Annotated in this window: 15 protein-coding genes; 2 read left to right on the top strand and 13 right to left on the bottom strand. The window is 42.0% G+C overall.

What is annotated here, in order from left to right:
* The first annotated feature begins 102 nt into the window (after positions 1–102).
* Positions 103–849 (top strand): acetolactate decarboxylase, encoded by a 747-nt coding sequence (gene budA / locus ABIA61_RS02510; RefSeq protein WP_404580255.1) that lies wholly within the window; start codon positions 103–105, stop codon positions 847–849.
* A 226-nt stretch (positions 850–1,075) separates the two neighbouring features.
* On the opposite strand, the gene ABIA61_RS02505 is transcribed toward budA, so the two are convergent.
* The 8 genes from ABIA61_RS02505 to murI form a co-directional block, all read right to left on the bottom strand.
* Positions 1,076–1,519 (bottom strand): TIR domain-containing protein, encoded by a 444-nt coding sequence (locus tag ABIA61_RS02505; protein ID WP_404580254.1) that lies wholly within the window; start codon positions 1,517–1,519, stop codon positions 1,076–1,078.
* 65 nt (positions 1,520–1,584) lie between these two features.
* Positions 1,585–2,811, bottom strand: a complete 1,227-nt coding sequence (locus ABIA61_RS02500; RefSeq protein WP_404580253.1) for a TRAFs-binding domain-containing protein — start codon at positions 2,809–2,811, stop codon at positions 1,585–1,587.
* 26 nt (positions 2,812–2,837) lie between these two features.
* Entirely contained in the window at positions 2,838–3,371 is a 534-nt protein-coding gene (locus tag ABIA61_RS02495; RefSeq protein WP_404580252.1) for a TIR domain-containing protein, read from the bottom strand.
* 21 nt (positions 3,372–3,392) lie between these two features.
* Complete coding sequence (locus ABIA61_RS02490) at positions 3,393–4,751, bottom strand: hypothetical protein (protein WP_404580251.1); 1,359 nt, start codon at positions 4,749–4,751, stop codon at positions 3,393–3,395.
* A gap of 163 nt (positions 4,752–4,914) precedes the next feature.
* Positions 4,915–5,895 carry a S8 family peptidase gene (locus ABIA61_RS02485; protein ID WP_404580250.1) on the bottom strand — a complete coding sequence of 327 codons (981 nt, stop codon included), beginning with the start codon at positions 5,893–5,895 and terminating at the stop codon, positions 4,915–4,917.
* Positions 5,896–6,140: 245 nt separating this feature from the next.
* Positions 6,141–7,541 (bottom strand): MATE family efflux transporter, encoded by a 1,401-nt coding sequence (locus tag ABIA61_RS02480; RefSeq protein WP_404580249.1) that lies wholly within the window; start codon positions 7,539–7,541, stop codon positions 6,141–6,143.
* 93 nt (positions 7,542–7,634) lie between these two features.
* On the bottom strand, positions 7,635–8,483 hold the full coding sequence (locus tag ABIA61_RS02475) for a phosphotransferase (RefSeq protein ID WP_404580248.1): 849 nt from the start codon (positions 8,481–8,483) through the stop codon (positions 7,635–7,637).
* Between the two features lie 95 nt (positions 8,484–8,578).
* Positions 8,579–9,382, bottom strand: a complete 804-nt coding sequence (gene murI / locus ABIA61_RS02470; RefSeq protein WP_404519172.1) for a glutamate racemase — start codon at positions 9,380–9,382, stop codon at positions 8,579–8,581.
* A 273-nt stretch (positions 9,383–9,655) separates the two neighbouring features.
* Between murI and ABIA61_RS02465 the strand changes: the two genes are divergently transcribed.
* Positions 9,656–10,282 (top strand): FMN-dependent NADH-azoreductase, encoded by a 627-nt coding sequence (locus ABIA61_RS02465; RefSeq protein WP_404519173.1) that lies wholly within the window; start codon positions 9,656–9,658, stop codon positions 10,280–10,282.
* A 75-nt stretch (positions 10,283–10,357) separates the two neighbouring features.
* Here the strand turns inward: ABIA61_RS02465 and ABIA61_RS02460 are convergent, their stop codons facing one another.
* The 5 genes from ABIA61_RS02460 to ABIA61_RS02440 form a co-directional block, all read right to left on the bottom strand.
* Positions 10,358–11,332 (bottom strand): quinone oxidoreductase family protein, encoded by a 975-nt coding sequence (locus tag ABIA61_RS02460; RefSeq protein WP_283655735.1) that lies wholly within the window; start codon positions 11,330–11,332, stop codon positions 10,358–10,360.
* Positions 11,333–11,545: 213 nt separating this feature from the next.
* Positions 11,546–12,055, bottom strand: a complete 510-nt coding sequence (locus tag ABIA61_RS02455; protein ID WP_283655734.1) for a hypothetical protein — start codon at positions 12,053–12,055, stop codon at positions 11,546–11,548.
* Between the two features lie 175 nt (positions 12,056–12,230).
* Positions 12,231–12,386 carry a hypothetical protein gene (locus ABIA61_RS02450; protein WP_170970838.1) on the bottom strand — a complete coding sequence of 52 codons (156 nt, stop codon included), beginning with the start codon at positions 12,384–12,386 and terminating at the stop codon, positions 12,231–12,233.
* A 531-nt stretch (positions 12,387–12,917) separates the two neighbouring features.
* Complete coding sequence (locus tag ABIA61_RS02445; RefSeq protein ID WP_404580247.1) at positions 12,918–13,349, bottom strand: hypothetical protein; 432 nt, start codon at positions 13,347–13,349, stop codon at positions 12,918–12,920.
* A gap of 367 nt (positions 13,350–13,716) precedes the next feature.
* Positions 13,717–14,802: a lactonase family protein gene (locus ABIA61_RS02440; protein WP_283655731.1), complete on the bottom strand. Its 1,086-nt coding sequence runs from the start codon at positions 14,800–14,802 to the stop codon at positions 13,717–13,719.
* Positions 14,803–14,865 lie beyond the last annotated feature (63 nt).

Genomic DNA, 14,865 nt, shown 5'->3' with positions numbered 1-14,865 from the left:
ATGAGTTTTTTGAGTTATTCATGTTAATTACTGAAAACATACGTTTATTATTGAAAAAGAAAGAAAATAAATGCATACAATCACAAAAGGAAGTGTATTTCCATGACCGTTGCAGAACTGGAAACAAAGCAAAAAACTGATCATGATATTTACCAAACGTCCACCATGCTCGCTTTATTGGATGGTCTTTATGACGGAGTCGTTGCCTTCAAGGAACTGCAAAAGCACGGGGATTTCGGGCTCGGTACCTTTGATCAACTGAATGGTGAGATGATTGCGTTTGATGGCGAATTTTATCACTTGCTTCCAGACGGTACGGCCCATCGTGTAAAACCGGAAGAGACAACTCCCTTTTCCACTGTCACCTTTTTTCGTGAAGATTTCACATATACTATTGACCATCCCATGCATCGTGAAGAGCTGGAAGCCCTGCTGCTAAAGCTGTTTCCAAGTCGTAATCTGTTTTACGCCTTCCGTATGGATGGCACTTTTCGTGAAGTGAAGACACGCACCGTGCCTCACCAAGTGAAGCCTTACAAACCTTTTATCGAAGCGACCAAATCACAGCCCACCTTCTCTTTTAACGACGCTTCCGGCGTGATTACCGGGTTTTGGACACCTGCATATGCTCAAGGAATTGGAGTGGCCGGGTTCCATTTGCACTTTATTAACGACGAACGTACCGGAGGCGGGCATGTCTTTGATTTTGTTGTCGACAAGTGCACAATCCGTGTTTGTCAAAAATCCAATCTGCACCTCGTCCTGCCCGATACACCGGATTATTTGACCGCCAATCTGTCCAGAGAAAATCTGGAGAAAGAAATCGCCATTACTGAAGGTGCGCAATAATCACAGGGCATGACTCAACAAGGTACAATGGAATTTGTTATAAATGAGATTCTACCTCATACAGAAACCAAAAGATCGCAGCCTGGAAGAGATGCTTGATGCTCTCCGGCTGCGATCTTTTATAATAAAGTTATATTTACAAAAGTGACTTTTGCATTAGACTAAAACTATAAAATAAACACAATGATTAAGGAGATGGGGGTTATATCTAAAACTTCCCAAAAAACTATAAAAAAATGTAATTGCCCGAATCCTTCATTTCGTAATTTTCAAGAGCACTCTTAATTAATGCAGGGTTATATGGCACAAATAATGCCCCAATATTTCTAATAACATCGGGAGTACGTACTGAGTCAAATTCTTTTGATTTATTTAGGTTTACACCTATGATTGTACACTTTTTCTCTATAGCAACCTCAGCCTCCCATTTTACATATTTATGCTTACGACGTGTATCTTCACCAATAAGCATAACATAGTAACCAGACATATTAATGCGCTCTCTACAACGTTTTTTTATATAAGACTCTACACTTGAGTTGACCTCGGACGTTAATTGACAGTCGGTGAAATTAAAATCAATATTTTCATTCTTTTTCCAAGCCTGCATTAAATGATAATAGTGTATATCTTTACTGCTGAATCCCACAAAAGTTCTGGGTAATCCCACTATTGCCCTCCATTCTTATGGTTCCCAAGTAATGTTAAGATGATTTCTTAGAAAAATTTTAATGTTTATAACAAAGGTGAATTTTGCAAAAATATCGATAGTTTATCCAACTGTTTCTCGGTACTCTCTCTTTCCCATTTACCAGGTAACATAGATTGTGCACGTTCTTTTAACTCATTATACTTTTCTGATTCACCAATACCAAAATATGCTTCTTCCAAAGTGGCAAGAATCCAGTACTTATCACCTCTGCTTTCAAAGTTATTCTCTATAAGTGCCTCACATATTGAAATCACTTTTAAACGTGTCCTGGCTGCTAATATGTAATCAGCAATAGCATTGTTTTTGTCACTAATATTACCTCTCATGTTTAAGAGAAAGGCGAAGTTTATTCCATTGTAGTAGTCATTCTTAATATAGAAACCTTTCTCGTAAAAAAATATCGATTTATCTAACCATATTTTATCTTCTGTCGTTTCCCATAATCTTTTACTAACAGCTCCGAGTAATCCAAGAGTTTCTGGATCTGTCGTGACATCAGGATCTAACGTTTGCAATATATCATAAGCTTTATACAAGGAAGAAAGTAAATCAGGATTTTCACTTTTATAAGTTGCTAAAGCAATCTTTTGTTTAATAAATACACTATTAGGATCAATATTTAAAGCTACTTGAAATAAACTCTTTGCAGAAATAAAGTTTTTTTGGTTCATTTCTTGCTCTGCAATTTCCAAAACAGAACTCAACGATTGTTTTATATTAGTCACATTTTCGATCTCTGCTGCTTCTTTTAAAAAAGGTGGTTTTAAACCTTCTAAGTAAGTGTATACCGGACTATCCACATTTGGGTTACTCAAAATCTCCTGTATAGTCTCCTTAAGCTCCTTACGAAATCGTAACACTTCCTCGTGATCAATACCTACACCTAAATGCTCATATGGACGAATAACTGTATGATTTAAATCGAATGGGTTTTTTAAACTCTTCTCAGCAATCGCAATAGTTGTATGAGGTCTCAAAGCATGTCTAATTCCTAATTCATAAAAAGCATTAGGGTTATAAGTAGATAAATCTGCTATAACTATATCTGCTTTCAATAAATATTGATACATAGGAACATCAATCAGACCTGAATGTTTTATGTCATCTGCACGTATGCATTTAAGACCTGCTTCCAGTACTGCAGGTTTAACTATATTCCGATATGTTTTATCTAAATCAAGATTTCGACCAGTCGAATAATCGGTTTTTATACCGTATCCCATAACAACAAAACATGTTTTCTGCTCCATATTTATTACTCCTTAATAAAATATTTTCAATCCATAGAAACTTTTTCTAAAACTATGTCCGCAATTTCCTTCGCACTATAATCTCTCCCATCCAGATATGACCATTGATCCGTAATTTCGCTGATATTTGAATCATCCAGCAATACCAAGAGCAAGCTGTCCTTCTGCTCCAAAAGTTGCTTTGTTCTTATCCCACCCCATTCTACTTGAGTCCACTTTTTCTTTGTATAAGAGGCTGAATGAAATACCACTGTATATTTACACTGATTAACATATACATCGGTTAGATATCTGTACAAATCATTTCCCCATATTTGGGCTACCTCATCCTTGTCATAAAAAAAGCGAATCTCGGTTTTCCTAATATGATGAAGCACCATTTCTACAAAAGCACGATCTTCATTTGCGAATGACAGACCAACATCATATTTTTTATCCTGCTTTGAGTTATGTTCTGAAGATTGTGCTGATGTGGATACTTTTTGCCCAACAATACTACTATTTTTCACAGTTCCACCTGTAATCATGACCCCATTGTTAACTATGGAACCAAATTTCATAACCTACACTTCCTTCGAGGTTCAATTTGTTATTTGTTCAGCTACTTTCGCAAGTTTATTTTTGAAATTACCCTTACCTGTTATTTGAGAGTTGTTAATCTCTCCACCTGTAACCATGACTCCATTATTTACAATCACATTCTCTCGTGCTTTAAACTCTCTTGTATCCACATTAACTTCTTCAAGATACTCGAGAATACTTTGCAAAAGCCTTTTCTCTATTCTTTTTCTATACATATCCACATCCGATTCCTGAAAGAAATTATGCAACTTATGATCTGCTGCGAGTTCTCTTATGCTCTTTCTAGCCCCATAGTTAAAAATTTGATTGTGTTTAATTTCCGTACGTGTCATCTCTTTTTTATAAGATTGAGCTACAAATTCATTAAACCCACGAAATACACCACCAATAGATTTAAAAAGTCCTGTAAATGTTGGGATAATGGAAGATAAAATGCTCTTTATAATAAAAGGTACTGGAATATCAGAGCCATGCTTATCTATTGCATAAAATTCCTTTTTCAAAGGGGGTAACAGATAATTCTGCATTTCTACAAACAGATTTTGTGGTGTAAAGTGTACTCTAAAAAATGTGCTGAACACAAAATCTCCGTCCCATGCTGTAACTTGAATCGATTTATAGAAGCGAACATGCTCTTCTTCTAGCTCTGTGTATTCTTGCAAAAATTTCGTATCAATCATTCTCTTAGGAGAACTCATTTCTTTCTCCAGGAACCTTGAATCATTCCTGATTTTACTGCCATCTACATAAAGAGCATTTGCAGTAGTCATGTGAGAAATACTTAGCTCATTCATTTTGCTATCAATGTATGTATACAGATCAGCGTTGTTAAGTTTGATGTATTCGTCCGAGTTTTTAATTTTTGTTTCTGCTAAAAAAGACCATCCTGATAAGCGATTACCGGCTCCTACAAATGGTGAATCCCCTCCGAAATAGATTACGTTGCCTTCCTGATTCATCTCCTCCATTTTTTTCGAAAAATCATTTTCTATCTCTTTGAGATCAGGTGCTTTGTCACTTGAAATATTTTCTGAAGAAAGCTTGTTTGTTACATACCAGTAAGGATATATTCTAAATCCAATGTTAACTAGAAAGGATAAGAATAACGGCCAAGAAATCAATAAATCTGTAAAAATCGCCGTAACAAACCATCCTAAAAGAAATAATAAAGCGCAATCCATAAAAAAGTCCCGTTTTTTTGCCTGTATACATTGAACAGCAACTTTAGCAATATCTGCTCCATAGCTAGGAGCTACAAAGCAGTAACGATTATAAACGATTTGTTCTAATACCTTTTGTCGAAAATTTCGATCTAGTTCTGCAGCAGCACATAAATAACGCGTTATCCCCGTTTTCATTAGTTATTTAGAACCCCTTTTCATATTTATACAAACTTTAGTACTATATCATTATGTTGAAGTATGTAATATTTTGTCAACCTAAATTTTCTTCATAAGATAAATTTTTGCACAAAAAAGCGGCTCTCTCTCATGAGAACCGCTATATAACCGTAGTTACGGCTTATTTAACATGTAATGATCCTGCACTCAATATCCCCGCTACACGCTGAGCGTCGAAAATACGGGAAAGCTCCTCGACTGCCGTCAAGTACAGCAGACCGTTGCCTTCCAGCTTTGCAGAATGGCCGAGTGGAATCGTGCGTTTGATCAGTTGGGCGTATAGCTCCGGCTCGGTGAGATTCCGTTCAAAGCTCGCGTTCGACAACTGCTTAATCAGCGCCAAAGCCCCAGCGACATGTGGGGTAGCCATTGAAGTACCGCTGAAGGTCGCGTATTTGCCTCCCGGAAGGGTAGACAGAATATCTTCTCCCGGCGCAACCAAATCCACCTCATTGTTGGAGTTGCTGAAATCGGAAGCATGTCTGTCAAAGTTTACAGCGCCTACGCTGATCACCTCATTATAGCAGCCAGGATAGCCCAGCTCGTCCGTTCTGTCGTCACCGTCTCCCTCATTACCTGCTGCGCAGACGACCAAAATTTGGCTCGCTACCGCCTTCTGCACCGCTTCATGCAGCTCAGCCACATCCTCGGGACCACCAAGCGACATCGAGATGATGTCTGCCTTTTGCTCAATCGCATAATGAATGCCCTGAATGATCCAGTCGTATTGACCGGAGCCTTGCTTGTTCAGTACCTTGATGATGAGCAAATCCGCCTCCGGGGCGACACCCACCACACCATCCTGATTTTCTGTTGCCGCGATTGTGCCTGCCACATGCGTACCGTGACCGTTGTAATCCGTGAAAATGTTTGGATCACTGTCATCATCATCCGTGAAGTTCCGGCCACCAATAATGCGTTCCTTCAAATCAGGATGGTCCGCATCACAGCCCGTATCCAGTACTGCCACCTTCACTCCCTGGCCTCGGGTTCGGCTCCACGCCGCAGGGGCCTGAATCAGCTCCACTCCTCGCGGTATTTTATTCACCTGTTGCTCCTGCTTGATCACTTGGTAAGGAATGATATGCACTTTACGTTCCATCCTATTCCCTCCTTCATGGATTCAATCGGAAACCATCCGTCTTTGAAACCTTCAAAAACCAAAACTTTCAAAACCGAAACTTTGAAAACCTCTACTGAAACTCTTGTTTGAGGTTACTATATTCTAGCAATTTTTGAAAAGTTTGAACATCCCCTTTTGCTTTTTTTGTAAAAAAATAGACATCCCCCCATATCTATGGAGAATGCCTATGTATAGAGGTGCCTGAGCAACTACAGCTTCAAGTGTCAGCCTGACAATGAATCCGCTTGAAGTTCAGCCTTGGACAACAGCGACTTGTGCTGCCATTTCCGACCTTTCCAGCGCAGGTAGTGGAAAATACCTCGTACCCACTCATCGCAGGCATGTGCAATCCACACCCCAAGCACACCATATCCCAGATGAATGCCCAGCACATACGCCAACGGAATTTTGATCCCCCACATCGAGATGATCGCCATCATCAAGGGAAACTGTACATCCCCCGCCGCCCGCAAGGAGTTAATGACGACGTGATTGAACACACGGCCCGGCTCCAGCAATATACAGAACAGCAAAATCGCTGCTCCCAGTTGAATAATCGCCGGCTCATCCGTAAAGATCGCCATCACTTCATATCGGAAAAAGGATACCACCACGATCACCGCAATCGTAATGACCAGAGACCATTTTAGGCTGCGCAGCAGTTGGTGATACGCCTTCTCCTTATCTCCTGCACCTATCAAGCGAGCAACAATAATTTCCGTCCCCTCGCCCACTGCCATTCCGAACACCATAAAAAAGTACACAATCGTATTCGTATAAAAATGAGTAGTAATCGCCGTTGTCCCCATGAAGCTGACAAACCGGGTCACCATCATTTGGCTGAGCTGATAAGACAACCATTCCAGTCCCGCCGGAATGCCGATTTTCAGGATGGCCACCAGCTTGCTCCATTGAAGCTGTACATAATACTTGATACGGATCGGCGCACTTACACGTTTGTATAACAGAATAAAAATCCAGACACAGGCTACAGCACGGCTAATCACCGTTGAAATCGCTGCTCCGGACACGCCCATTTGCGGCAGACCAAACCAGCCGTAAATCAGCAACGCATTCCCCACAATATGCAAAATGTTCATACCAATGCCCACGATCATCGTATCTTTCGTAAAACCATGCGAACGAATAACCGGACCTACGGTTAGCATAAGCGCTTCCAGAAACAGCGAGCCCCCTGCCAGCATCATATAGATCTCGGCATTTTCCTTAATCGTCGGGGTAATATGGTAAAAGGACAGCAGAAAATTCCGGCTTACAATAAACATCAAGCTCAGCGCCAAACCGAATACCAGATTGAAGGTCAGGGCCGAGGCCGTTACACGGCTCGCATCCACATGCTTTTGTGCACCCAATAGCTGAGCGATGATGACACCTACTCCAAGACCAAGCAGATTGAACAAGATAATCGTAAATTCAATCAGCTGTCTCGACACACCCACAGCCGACACAACCTCGTCCGACACATGGCTCAGCATGAACGTATCCACGCTACCCATCAAAATATGAAACAACATTTCTATAAAGATCGGCCAAGTGATTGCAAAAACTGTCATCGTTTTCACGACTTGTGCTTGCTTGGAGCCGCTTTCCTGCGAAAGTGACATACTTCTGTATTCCTCCCAGATGTGAACCCTGTATATGCTCAGACATTATTATTGATACCGCTTACTCAATCATAAAAAGTCATGTGCTTTTTCTCAACCCATCCTGCTCAACCAATATGCCCACGTCTCTACATACTTTTCAAGATCCCCCGGATGATGCCGAATGCAGGTAGCTATTCGAAAGTATAATCCCTGTAGCACTTCCCTGTTCAGCTCGTAACTCCCTGTCATTTCTGGCTCAAGCTTCTCTACCGCTGGCAAAATCGTATCGACAGTCAGTAGGTCCGGTGAAGAGCAAAAAGCGTATATCAGATCATATAACGGTTCTCCTACCACCGGATCAGGATCAATAATGCCCGTTAAAGTGTCATTTTCGGCAAACACGAAATTATGTACCCCACAGTCGCCATGGAGCAAGTATTTCAGATTCCGATGAGGTATTCCCGCCACAAGTGCATGAACAAACCGATGATCCTCTAGAGATAAAACGTCCTGTATGATCTTTCTGGATTCCTTTACCCTGTGCAGCAGAAAATCTCTCCATTTCACAAACGGATAGTCTGGATAACCATAATGGCGTTCCTCTCCCAGTGGCTTGTAGTGCGCGATCAGCTCCGTCGCCAGACTGAACAGAAGGTCGCTCTTGTTCCTTCCATGATAGCGGGTCAGCCCTGGCTTGAACATGTATACCAAATAACGATGCAGCGGATCAACATAAACCAGACGCGTTAATTTTTCAATTTGTGAATAGGTATGTAAAAATTCTGCTTCCGCTTCTACAATAACCGGATCATTCTGCTTGATCACATATCGAGGCCTGATTCCGTCCATGATGGCAATCACTTCGCTTGAGGTTCCTCCAGTCAGGGATTTGAGTTCTTGCATATGGCCTTCAAGTATACCTGCTTCCTGAAGCTCCTTTAGGATCAGTTGAACGTCCATCAAAAGCCTCCCCTCCATCTATGCCTCTGATTCACTACGCGACTGACGCTGGGATTCACCGCTATGATTCAATCCGTTCGCCAGTCGCACCTGCTTTAAAAAGAAATCTTTTCATGCTCCGCATAAATTTCAAGCGCACGCTCCATTTTGTGGACATAGTCCTCATCCTGGCTGGTACACAGGAACGTAATGTGTCCCTCCTGCGATTGACCCGCTTTTGCCGGAGATACCAGCAAATTGCGCTCAGACAACACCTGTTTTAACCGTCTGACCGTTCCCTGACTCCCGTCGATTAGCTGAATATGGGGAGGCAGCAGCCCCTTCAAGATCTCCTTATAAAAGGGATAGTGTGTGCACCCCAAAACGACCGTACCATATAAGTTCAGATCGAACGCAGACAGCTTACGGTTAAAATATTCGGCCATTACTGTCCGGTCAAAATTTAACTGCTCACAATAATGCACCAGCTCGGGCAAGGGCAACGAATCTACACTTCCATGATCGTCAACTCTGGACACCAGCGCTGCATAACCGGATTGTTTTAATGTCAACGGCGTGGCTAACACCAGCACTCTTTTACCATTCGCTCGATTCATCTCCACCGCAGGCTTCACGGCCGGCTCCATACCAATGATCGGGAGATGGTATTCGTTCCTCAGCTCCGCAACCGCGATACTCGTGGCTGTATTGCAGGCAATGACCAGCGCCTTAACGTCCTCTTTTAAAATAGTTTGTACCGAAGCCTTGACGTATCCGCACACCTCTTGCGGTGTTTTCGTCCCGTAAGGAACATGAAGCGTATCTGCCAAGTATACAAAATTTTCGTTTGGCAGCCGTCGTAAGGCCTCAGATAATACCGTAATTCCACCCAATCCTGAATCAAAAAAACCAATCTTCAAGCTACTCACCTTTTTTCGTTCATCTGTTGTACCTATCCTGTTGACCACATGGTAATTTCATTCTTCGCCTATGGACCATTCTTCTAATCGGCTCATACTTAAATTTTACCGCAAAACTGATATTTTGCAAAAGAAACACATAAATTTTACAGTGTAAAAAATAAAGTAGCTTGTTAAAATAAATTTAATATAAAAGTGTTGACAGATATTATCTTTATATTGTAATATTACGAGGTAAATGACTTACTTAACTTACCTAGGGGGAAATAAATCATGTCTAAAGTACTATTTGTCAAAGCTAACGATCGTACAGCCGAAGAATCCGCAACCGTTAAATTGTATAATGCCTTTTTGGAAAGCTACAAAGCTTCCCATCCATCCGATGAAATCACTGAACTGGACCTGTTCTCCGTCGAGCTTCCTTATTTGAACGCCAACATGATTAACGGCACGTTCAAATCTGCTAGAGGCTTGGAGCTGAACGCTGAAGAAGCTCGCCTGGCGGGCGTAGCTAACGGCTACCTTGATCAATTCCTTGCAGCAGACAAAGTCGTATTCGCTTTCCCGCTTTGGAACATGACGATTCCAGCAGTATTGCATACTTACATTGACTACCTGAACCAAGCTGGTAAAACGTTCAAATACACTGCTGAGGGTCCAGTTGGTCTCGTAACTGAAACTAAAGTAGTCCTGTTGAATGCAAGAGGCGGCGTATACTCCGAAGGCCCTGCTGCTGCTGCTGAAATGTCTTTGAACTTCATGAGCAACATCTTATCCTTCTTCGGTGTGAAAGACATCGTGAAGGTTGTACTGGAAGGACATAACCAAGCTCCAGATCAAGCACAAGCCATTGTTGAAGCTGCTGTACAAAGTGCAACAGAAGCTGCAAAATCCTTCTAAATCCATATATATGAACAAAAGAGGATATCCGCCCCCTATTTGGGATGGATATCCTCTTTTTTTATTGATATCGTGTTACGTGTATAGCAGCACTTTCCCCGTACTTTTTCTGCTTTCAACCCACTGATGCGCCAACGCCGCCTCTTTTAACGGAAATCTTTCACTGATCTTGATGTCTAATTGCCCATTTTCCAATAGCTTGAATACTTGAACTGCAATTTCCCGTAACATTTCAGGCCGTTCTTTTCGGGTCGTGCTCAAACTAAATCCAAGAACAGAACGACAGCTTGCATGCAGATCGCTTGTTTGGAGCTGTGCGCTTCTTCCGCTGGAGTTACCAAACATCACCAAGCGTCCAAAATGAGCCAGACAGTTTAAACTTTTCTGCGTTATATCGCCTGCCACAGAATCTAAAATAATTTGAACGCCTTTGCCTGCGGTCAATTCATTGACTTTCTCCGCAAAGTCCTCTGTTTCGTAACAAATAACATGATCTGCACCTGCACTTAAGGCCACGGGAATCTTGTTTTCATTCCCCACCGTTCCTATGACCTTTCCTGCACCTAACAACTTGGCTATTTGTATCGCTGTTGTTCCTACGCCGCCAGCCGCCGAATGGATTAGTACAGCTTCCCCTCTGGTTAACCGGGCCACATCAGCAAGGAGCTTATAAGATAAGAAGGATACAATGCCGCTCGCTCCTGCTGTGTCCATATCCACACGATCAGGTAACACAAAAGTCAGATTTTCTTCTGCAACGATATACTCCGCGTACGAGCCATGATGTGGTAAGGCAATGACGCGTTGACCCACACGTATAGATTTCACATCAGCACCCACTTTTTCCACAATCCCTGATGCCTCCAGTCCAGGCAAAAAAGGTAGCTTGCCTTCCCCCTTCTTCCCGTATCTGGCTTTAATATCCGCATAATTAACACTGGTTGCGTGAACCCGGATTAACACTTGTGTGGATTGAAGGGATGGAATTTCAATATCTACATATTTCATGTATTCCGGCGATCCGAATTGTTCGACTATAATGGCCTTCATCTCTTCATTCCTTTCTCTCCAAAAAGTAATGTGATATCGTTACTACTTAAAAACGATGAGTTTGTTGCACGAACCTGTTTTCCACATATTCGACATGCGCTTTTTCATCTCCTTGCTATCCTGATGAACTCGTTCAAATTTTGCATAAAAAAAGTGCTCCCACTGATCTACGATCAAATGAAAGCACGTGTCTGCTATGCGATTACTTCTATTTTAAGGAATGAACTGCTGCACGATTTTAACGACCTTACCGTCACGCAACGTCACATGGTATGGAAATTGGCTGAGATCCAATACATCTTTTTTGGCAAAATCTTTTTCAAACTGTGCCAAAGGGATCGATTCATTCCATTTTACATCTGTATCTTCTATACGACCTGTATGATCATAAATTTGTACCTCTACCGAAGCATCTGGGGCAACCTGGTACACGTCATTTTGCACGGAATTATTCACGATGTAGTAACCGTCTGGTGCTCCGTCCAACCCTGTGTTTCCTTCATGCTCCAAGAACGCCTTGTCTGCTGCCTTACCTTCATACCATTCAATCGGATCTGCCGACAAATAGATTTGTCCGTTACGCATCTCCAATTGATTTATATATACGGTCTCCTGATTTTCAGCAGGTGTTACGGGCGTGTAGCCTTGTGCTGTTGCTCCCGCCGCCGTCATCAGCATCATCATTAAAGCCAATACTGTCCATTTCGAAGCTAGTCTCATCATGTCTGATCTCTCCTTACCGTCTGGGTTATGTACACGGTGTCTGTAAGCTTCATTACCCTTATGCACTTACTATAAACGTTGTACGGTTAAAAAGTGTATCAGAACCATAAAAAAGAAGTTACGATTTTTTAAGACTTGGTCTTAAAACTTGCTTACATGTCTTATTTACAGCTTTTTATTTGATCAATCCGACCTGACGCGCCTGTTCTTCAGTGAGAATAAACTCTTCATTTTGCCACACCTCGTCCTCTTTGGTTACAGCGAACATACCCATGATCTCTGTCCAGATTCCTTTGTCGGCGGCTTCCTTTTGCGTAATGATAATTTTCATATGATTTACTCCTCCTTGTGTAAAATGTGTTTAATCGGCAGTTTTTGGTCTATGTGGCCCACTGCGCGAACAGATGGTTTCTCCGATCACTGTTGAAACCTGATTTTTTGAATTAGGTTCTTATGGTTAAAATCAAGTTCCAAAGGCGAACGCTATCGCTTCTCCGAAATCCATCTGCCCGCTCCGTTACTCAGCTTATCTCTAGCACACCACGAACAAAACTACCGATATGAACAGCTCTCGTCTCTCCTAAAATGTATGCTTTTGATTAAGAAACTTCTAACACTTATGTTGATCTTACAATGCTCATCTTAAATTTACCCAAATGATTCTTGTCCCACTTATAACATATGTACCCTTTTACTGCCGAGATTATTCGCTTCTTATTTGTAACCTTAAAATTTTATACATGTGATTTGTTATTTTTCATGGAGAAATTCTTTGCTTGCTCTATTCTTTAGTTAGAGTCTCCCCTAGTCTAATTAAAATAAGAAAAGGACCCACATAAGTGAGTCCTAAACTATCAAGCTTCTATTTATCAATTAAATTTACGTAATGATTAAGTATAGCAAAAGCAGGCATCCTAACAGCACTCCTTAACACTTGAGCAACCGCTTTCTTGCCCACTTCGTCATCATTTAAGCCTATAGATCCGATGACTTGACTAGAGAACTCCTGAAAGCTTAAAACAGTGGGATTCCCCCCCTCTTTTTGTTTTAAAAGAATCCTGGTGTTTTCTTTTAAAACAGAGTTTAAATTGTTGTACTGTTCACGGTTGAGCCCTTTAGAAATCACCCAATCCCATATTACATTTTCTTCGGGATTTACAGCAATCTGTCTCAACAAATCCACATACAATTCAAGGCGATCGACCTTTTCCTGAAAGGGTGTATTTGAGCGATCTAAGGATGTATGTAAGATTTCCATGATGAATATACCAGCTTTTTCTGCGCTTTTCAACATAATTCAACAAATTATGTTTATATATTACAATATATCCATATTAAATATTGTTATATATCATATGAAATAGAAAATGACTTCTATAAAAATAGCCAGCTATAAAAAGAAAAACGGCCGCAGGTTTAACCTACAGACCGTAATTCTCAAGAATTTTCTATGAACAGTTGCCCAGAAGCACAAAAGCAGCGGAGAGGACGGAATCGTTCTGAAGAAGCGTTAGCGTTCGCCTTTGTTCCCGGATTTCTACCCTTGAACATATAATCAAGAAATCCGGGGGCAACAGCGATCGGAAGAATGATCCGTCCTCGTAGCGGTCATTACCCGTATACCGTTTACCGTTACTCAGCCACCCAGCCTCTATCAAACTTTATACAGAAAAGTAAAAAGGTTGAACGCATACCGGCTTGGACACGGTTACTTGTTGTCCCGTATAGGTCAGTCGTCCACTAGCCTTGTCCACTTTAAATGTAACGATGTTATTCGTATCGCGGTTTGCCACGAGCAGATGCTCGCCGTTTGGAGTCAAAGCAAAATGACGTGGATGCTCTCCTTCGGCAGAAACATGCTCTACCAGGCTCAGCTTGCCTGTTGCAGCGTCTACAGCGAACACTACGATGCTGTCATGCCCACGGTTGGAACCGTACACATAAGCACCATCCCCCGAAATAGCAATCTCAGCGGTTGTGTTTTCGCCCGTAAAATCAGACGGCAAAGTCGGTACGCTCTCAAGCTCGGTAAGCTTGCCTGCTTCTACGTCATACGCAAAAGAAGTAATGGAAGAATCCACCTCATTAATGACAAAAGCAAATTTACCGTTCGGGTGGAACGTCAAGTGACGTGGACCTGCACCTGCATGGGTTTTCGTTTCGCCATGAAGTACCAGTTGTCCTTTACTGTCATCAATGGTGTAGACACGGATCAGATCCAAACCGAGATCCTGTACGAAGAGGAAACGACCATCAGGGCTAAAGAAACTGGAGTGTGGATGCGGACGATCCTGACGCTCAGGATGCGCTCCCTTGCCCTCATGCTGTTTAACATCCAGCAACTCGCCGATACGGCCATCCTCGGTTAGAGACACCAGTCCCACCATTCCTCCGTGGTAGCTGACTACGATCAGGTAGCGATCGGATGGATCACGCTGAATGTGACAGGTTGTTGCGCCAACGTTTTCCGCCCGGTTAAGCAATGTAAATGTCCCTTTGACCGGATCAATTTCAAAAGCAGCAGCTTCGCCCACCTTCGCTCCAGTAGCAGAAGTCGTTTCTCCAATGGAATACAGCTTCCGGTTCTTCACGTCTACGTTCAGGAAGGTTGGATTTTTCAATCCGGAGAACTCATCCTGTAATGTAAGAACCCCTGTCTCTTCATTAAAAGTGTACGCATAAACTCCGCTGCCTTCCAATTCGGCGTAAGAGCCTGCGAAAACGAGCAATTTTTGTTGTGCTGTCATGGTTGTGTCCTCCTCAAATTAGAAAAATAATGGGCAATTGGAATGATTACTCCTGGTTCAAAT

This window comes from Paenibacillus sp. RC21, assembly GCF_044907935.1.
Taxonomy (GTDB): Bacteria; Bacillota; Bacilli; order Paenibacillales; family Paenibacillaceae; genus Paenibacillus; species Paenibacillus terrae_A.
Note: the sequence above shows the minus strand (reverse complement) of the source record. Positions and strands in the feature narration are given on the sequence as shown.

Excerpts from the sequence above, each read along its gene's own strand:
- budA (WP_404580255.1), top strand. The coding sequence starts at position 103 with ATGACCGTTGCAGAACTGGAAACAAAGCAAAAAACTGATCATGATATT.
- ABIA61_RS02460 (WP_283655735.1), bottom strand. The coding sequence starts at position 11,332 with ATGAAGGCCATTATAGTCGAACAATTCGGATCGCCGGAATACATGAAA.
- ABIA61_RS02495 (WP_404580252.1), bottom strand. The coding sequence starts at position 3,371 with ATGAAATTTGGTTCCATAGTTAACAATGGGGTCATGATTACAGGTGGA.
- ABIA61_RS02455 (WP_283655734.1), bottom strand. The coding sequence starts at position 12,055 with ATGATGAGACTAGCTTCGAAATGGACAGTATTGGCTTTAATGATGATG.
- ABIA61_RS02450 (WP_170970838.1), bottom strand. The coding sequence starts at position 12,386 with ATGAAAATTATCATTACGCAAAAGGAAGCCGCCGACAAAGGAATCTGG.
- ABIA61_RS02490 (WP_404580251.1), bottom strand. The coding sequence starts at position 4,751 with ATGAAAACGGGGATAACGCGTTATTTATGTGCTGCTGCAGAACTAGAT.
- ABIA61_RS02500 (WP_404580253.1), bottom strand. The coding sequence starts at position 2,811 with ATGGAGCAGAAAACATGTTTTGTTGTTATGGGATACGGTATAAAAACC.
- ABIA61_RS02445 (WP_404580247.1), bottom strand. The coding sequence starts at position 13,349 with ATGTTGAAAAGCGCAGAAAAAGCTGGTATATTCATCATGGAAATCTTA.
- ABIA61_RS02480 (WP_404580249.1), bottom strand. The coding sequence starts at position 7,541 with ATGTCACTTTCGCAGGAAAGCGGCTCCAAGCAAGCACAAGTCGTGAAA.
- ABIA61_RS02465 (WP_404519173.1), top strand. The coding sequence starts at position 9,656 with ATGTCTAAAGTACTATTTGTCAAAGCTAACGATCGTACAGCCGAAGAA.
- ABIA61_RS02485 (WP_404580250.1), bottom strand. The coding sequence starts at position 5,895 with ATGGAACGTAAAGTGCATATCATTCCTTACCAAGTGATCAAGCAGGAG.
- ABIA61_RS02440 (WP_283655731.1), bottom strand. The coding sequence starts at position 14,802 with ATGACAGCACAACAAAAATTGCTCGTTTTCGCAGGCTCTTACGCCGAA.
- ABIA61_RS02475 (WP_404580248.1), bottom strand. The coding sequence starts at position 8,483 with ATGGACGTTCAACTGATCCTAAAGGAGCTTCAGGAAGCAGGTATACTT.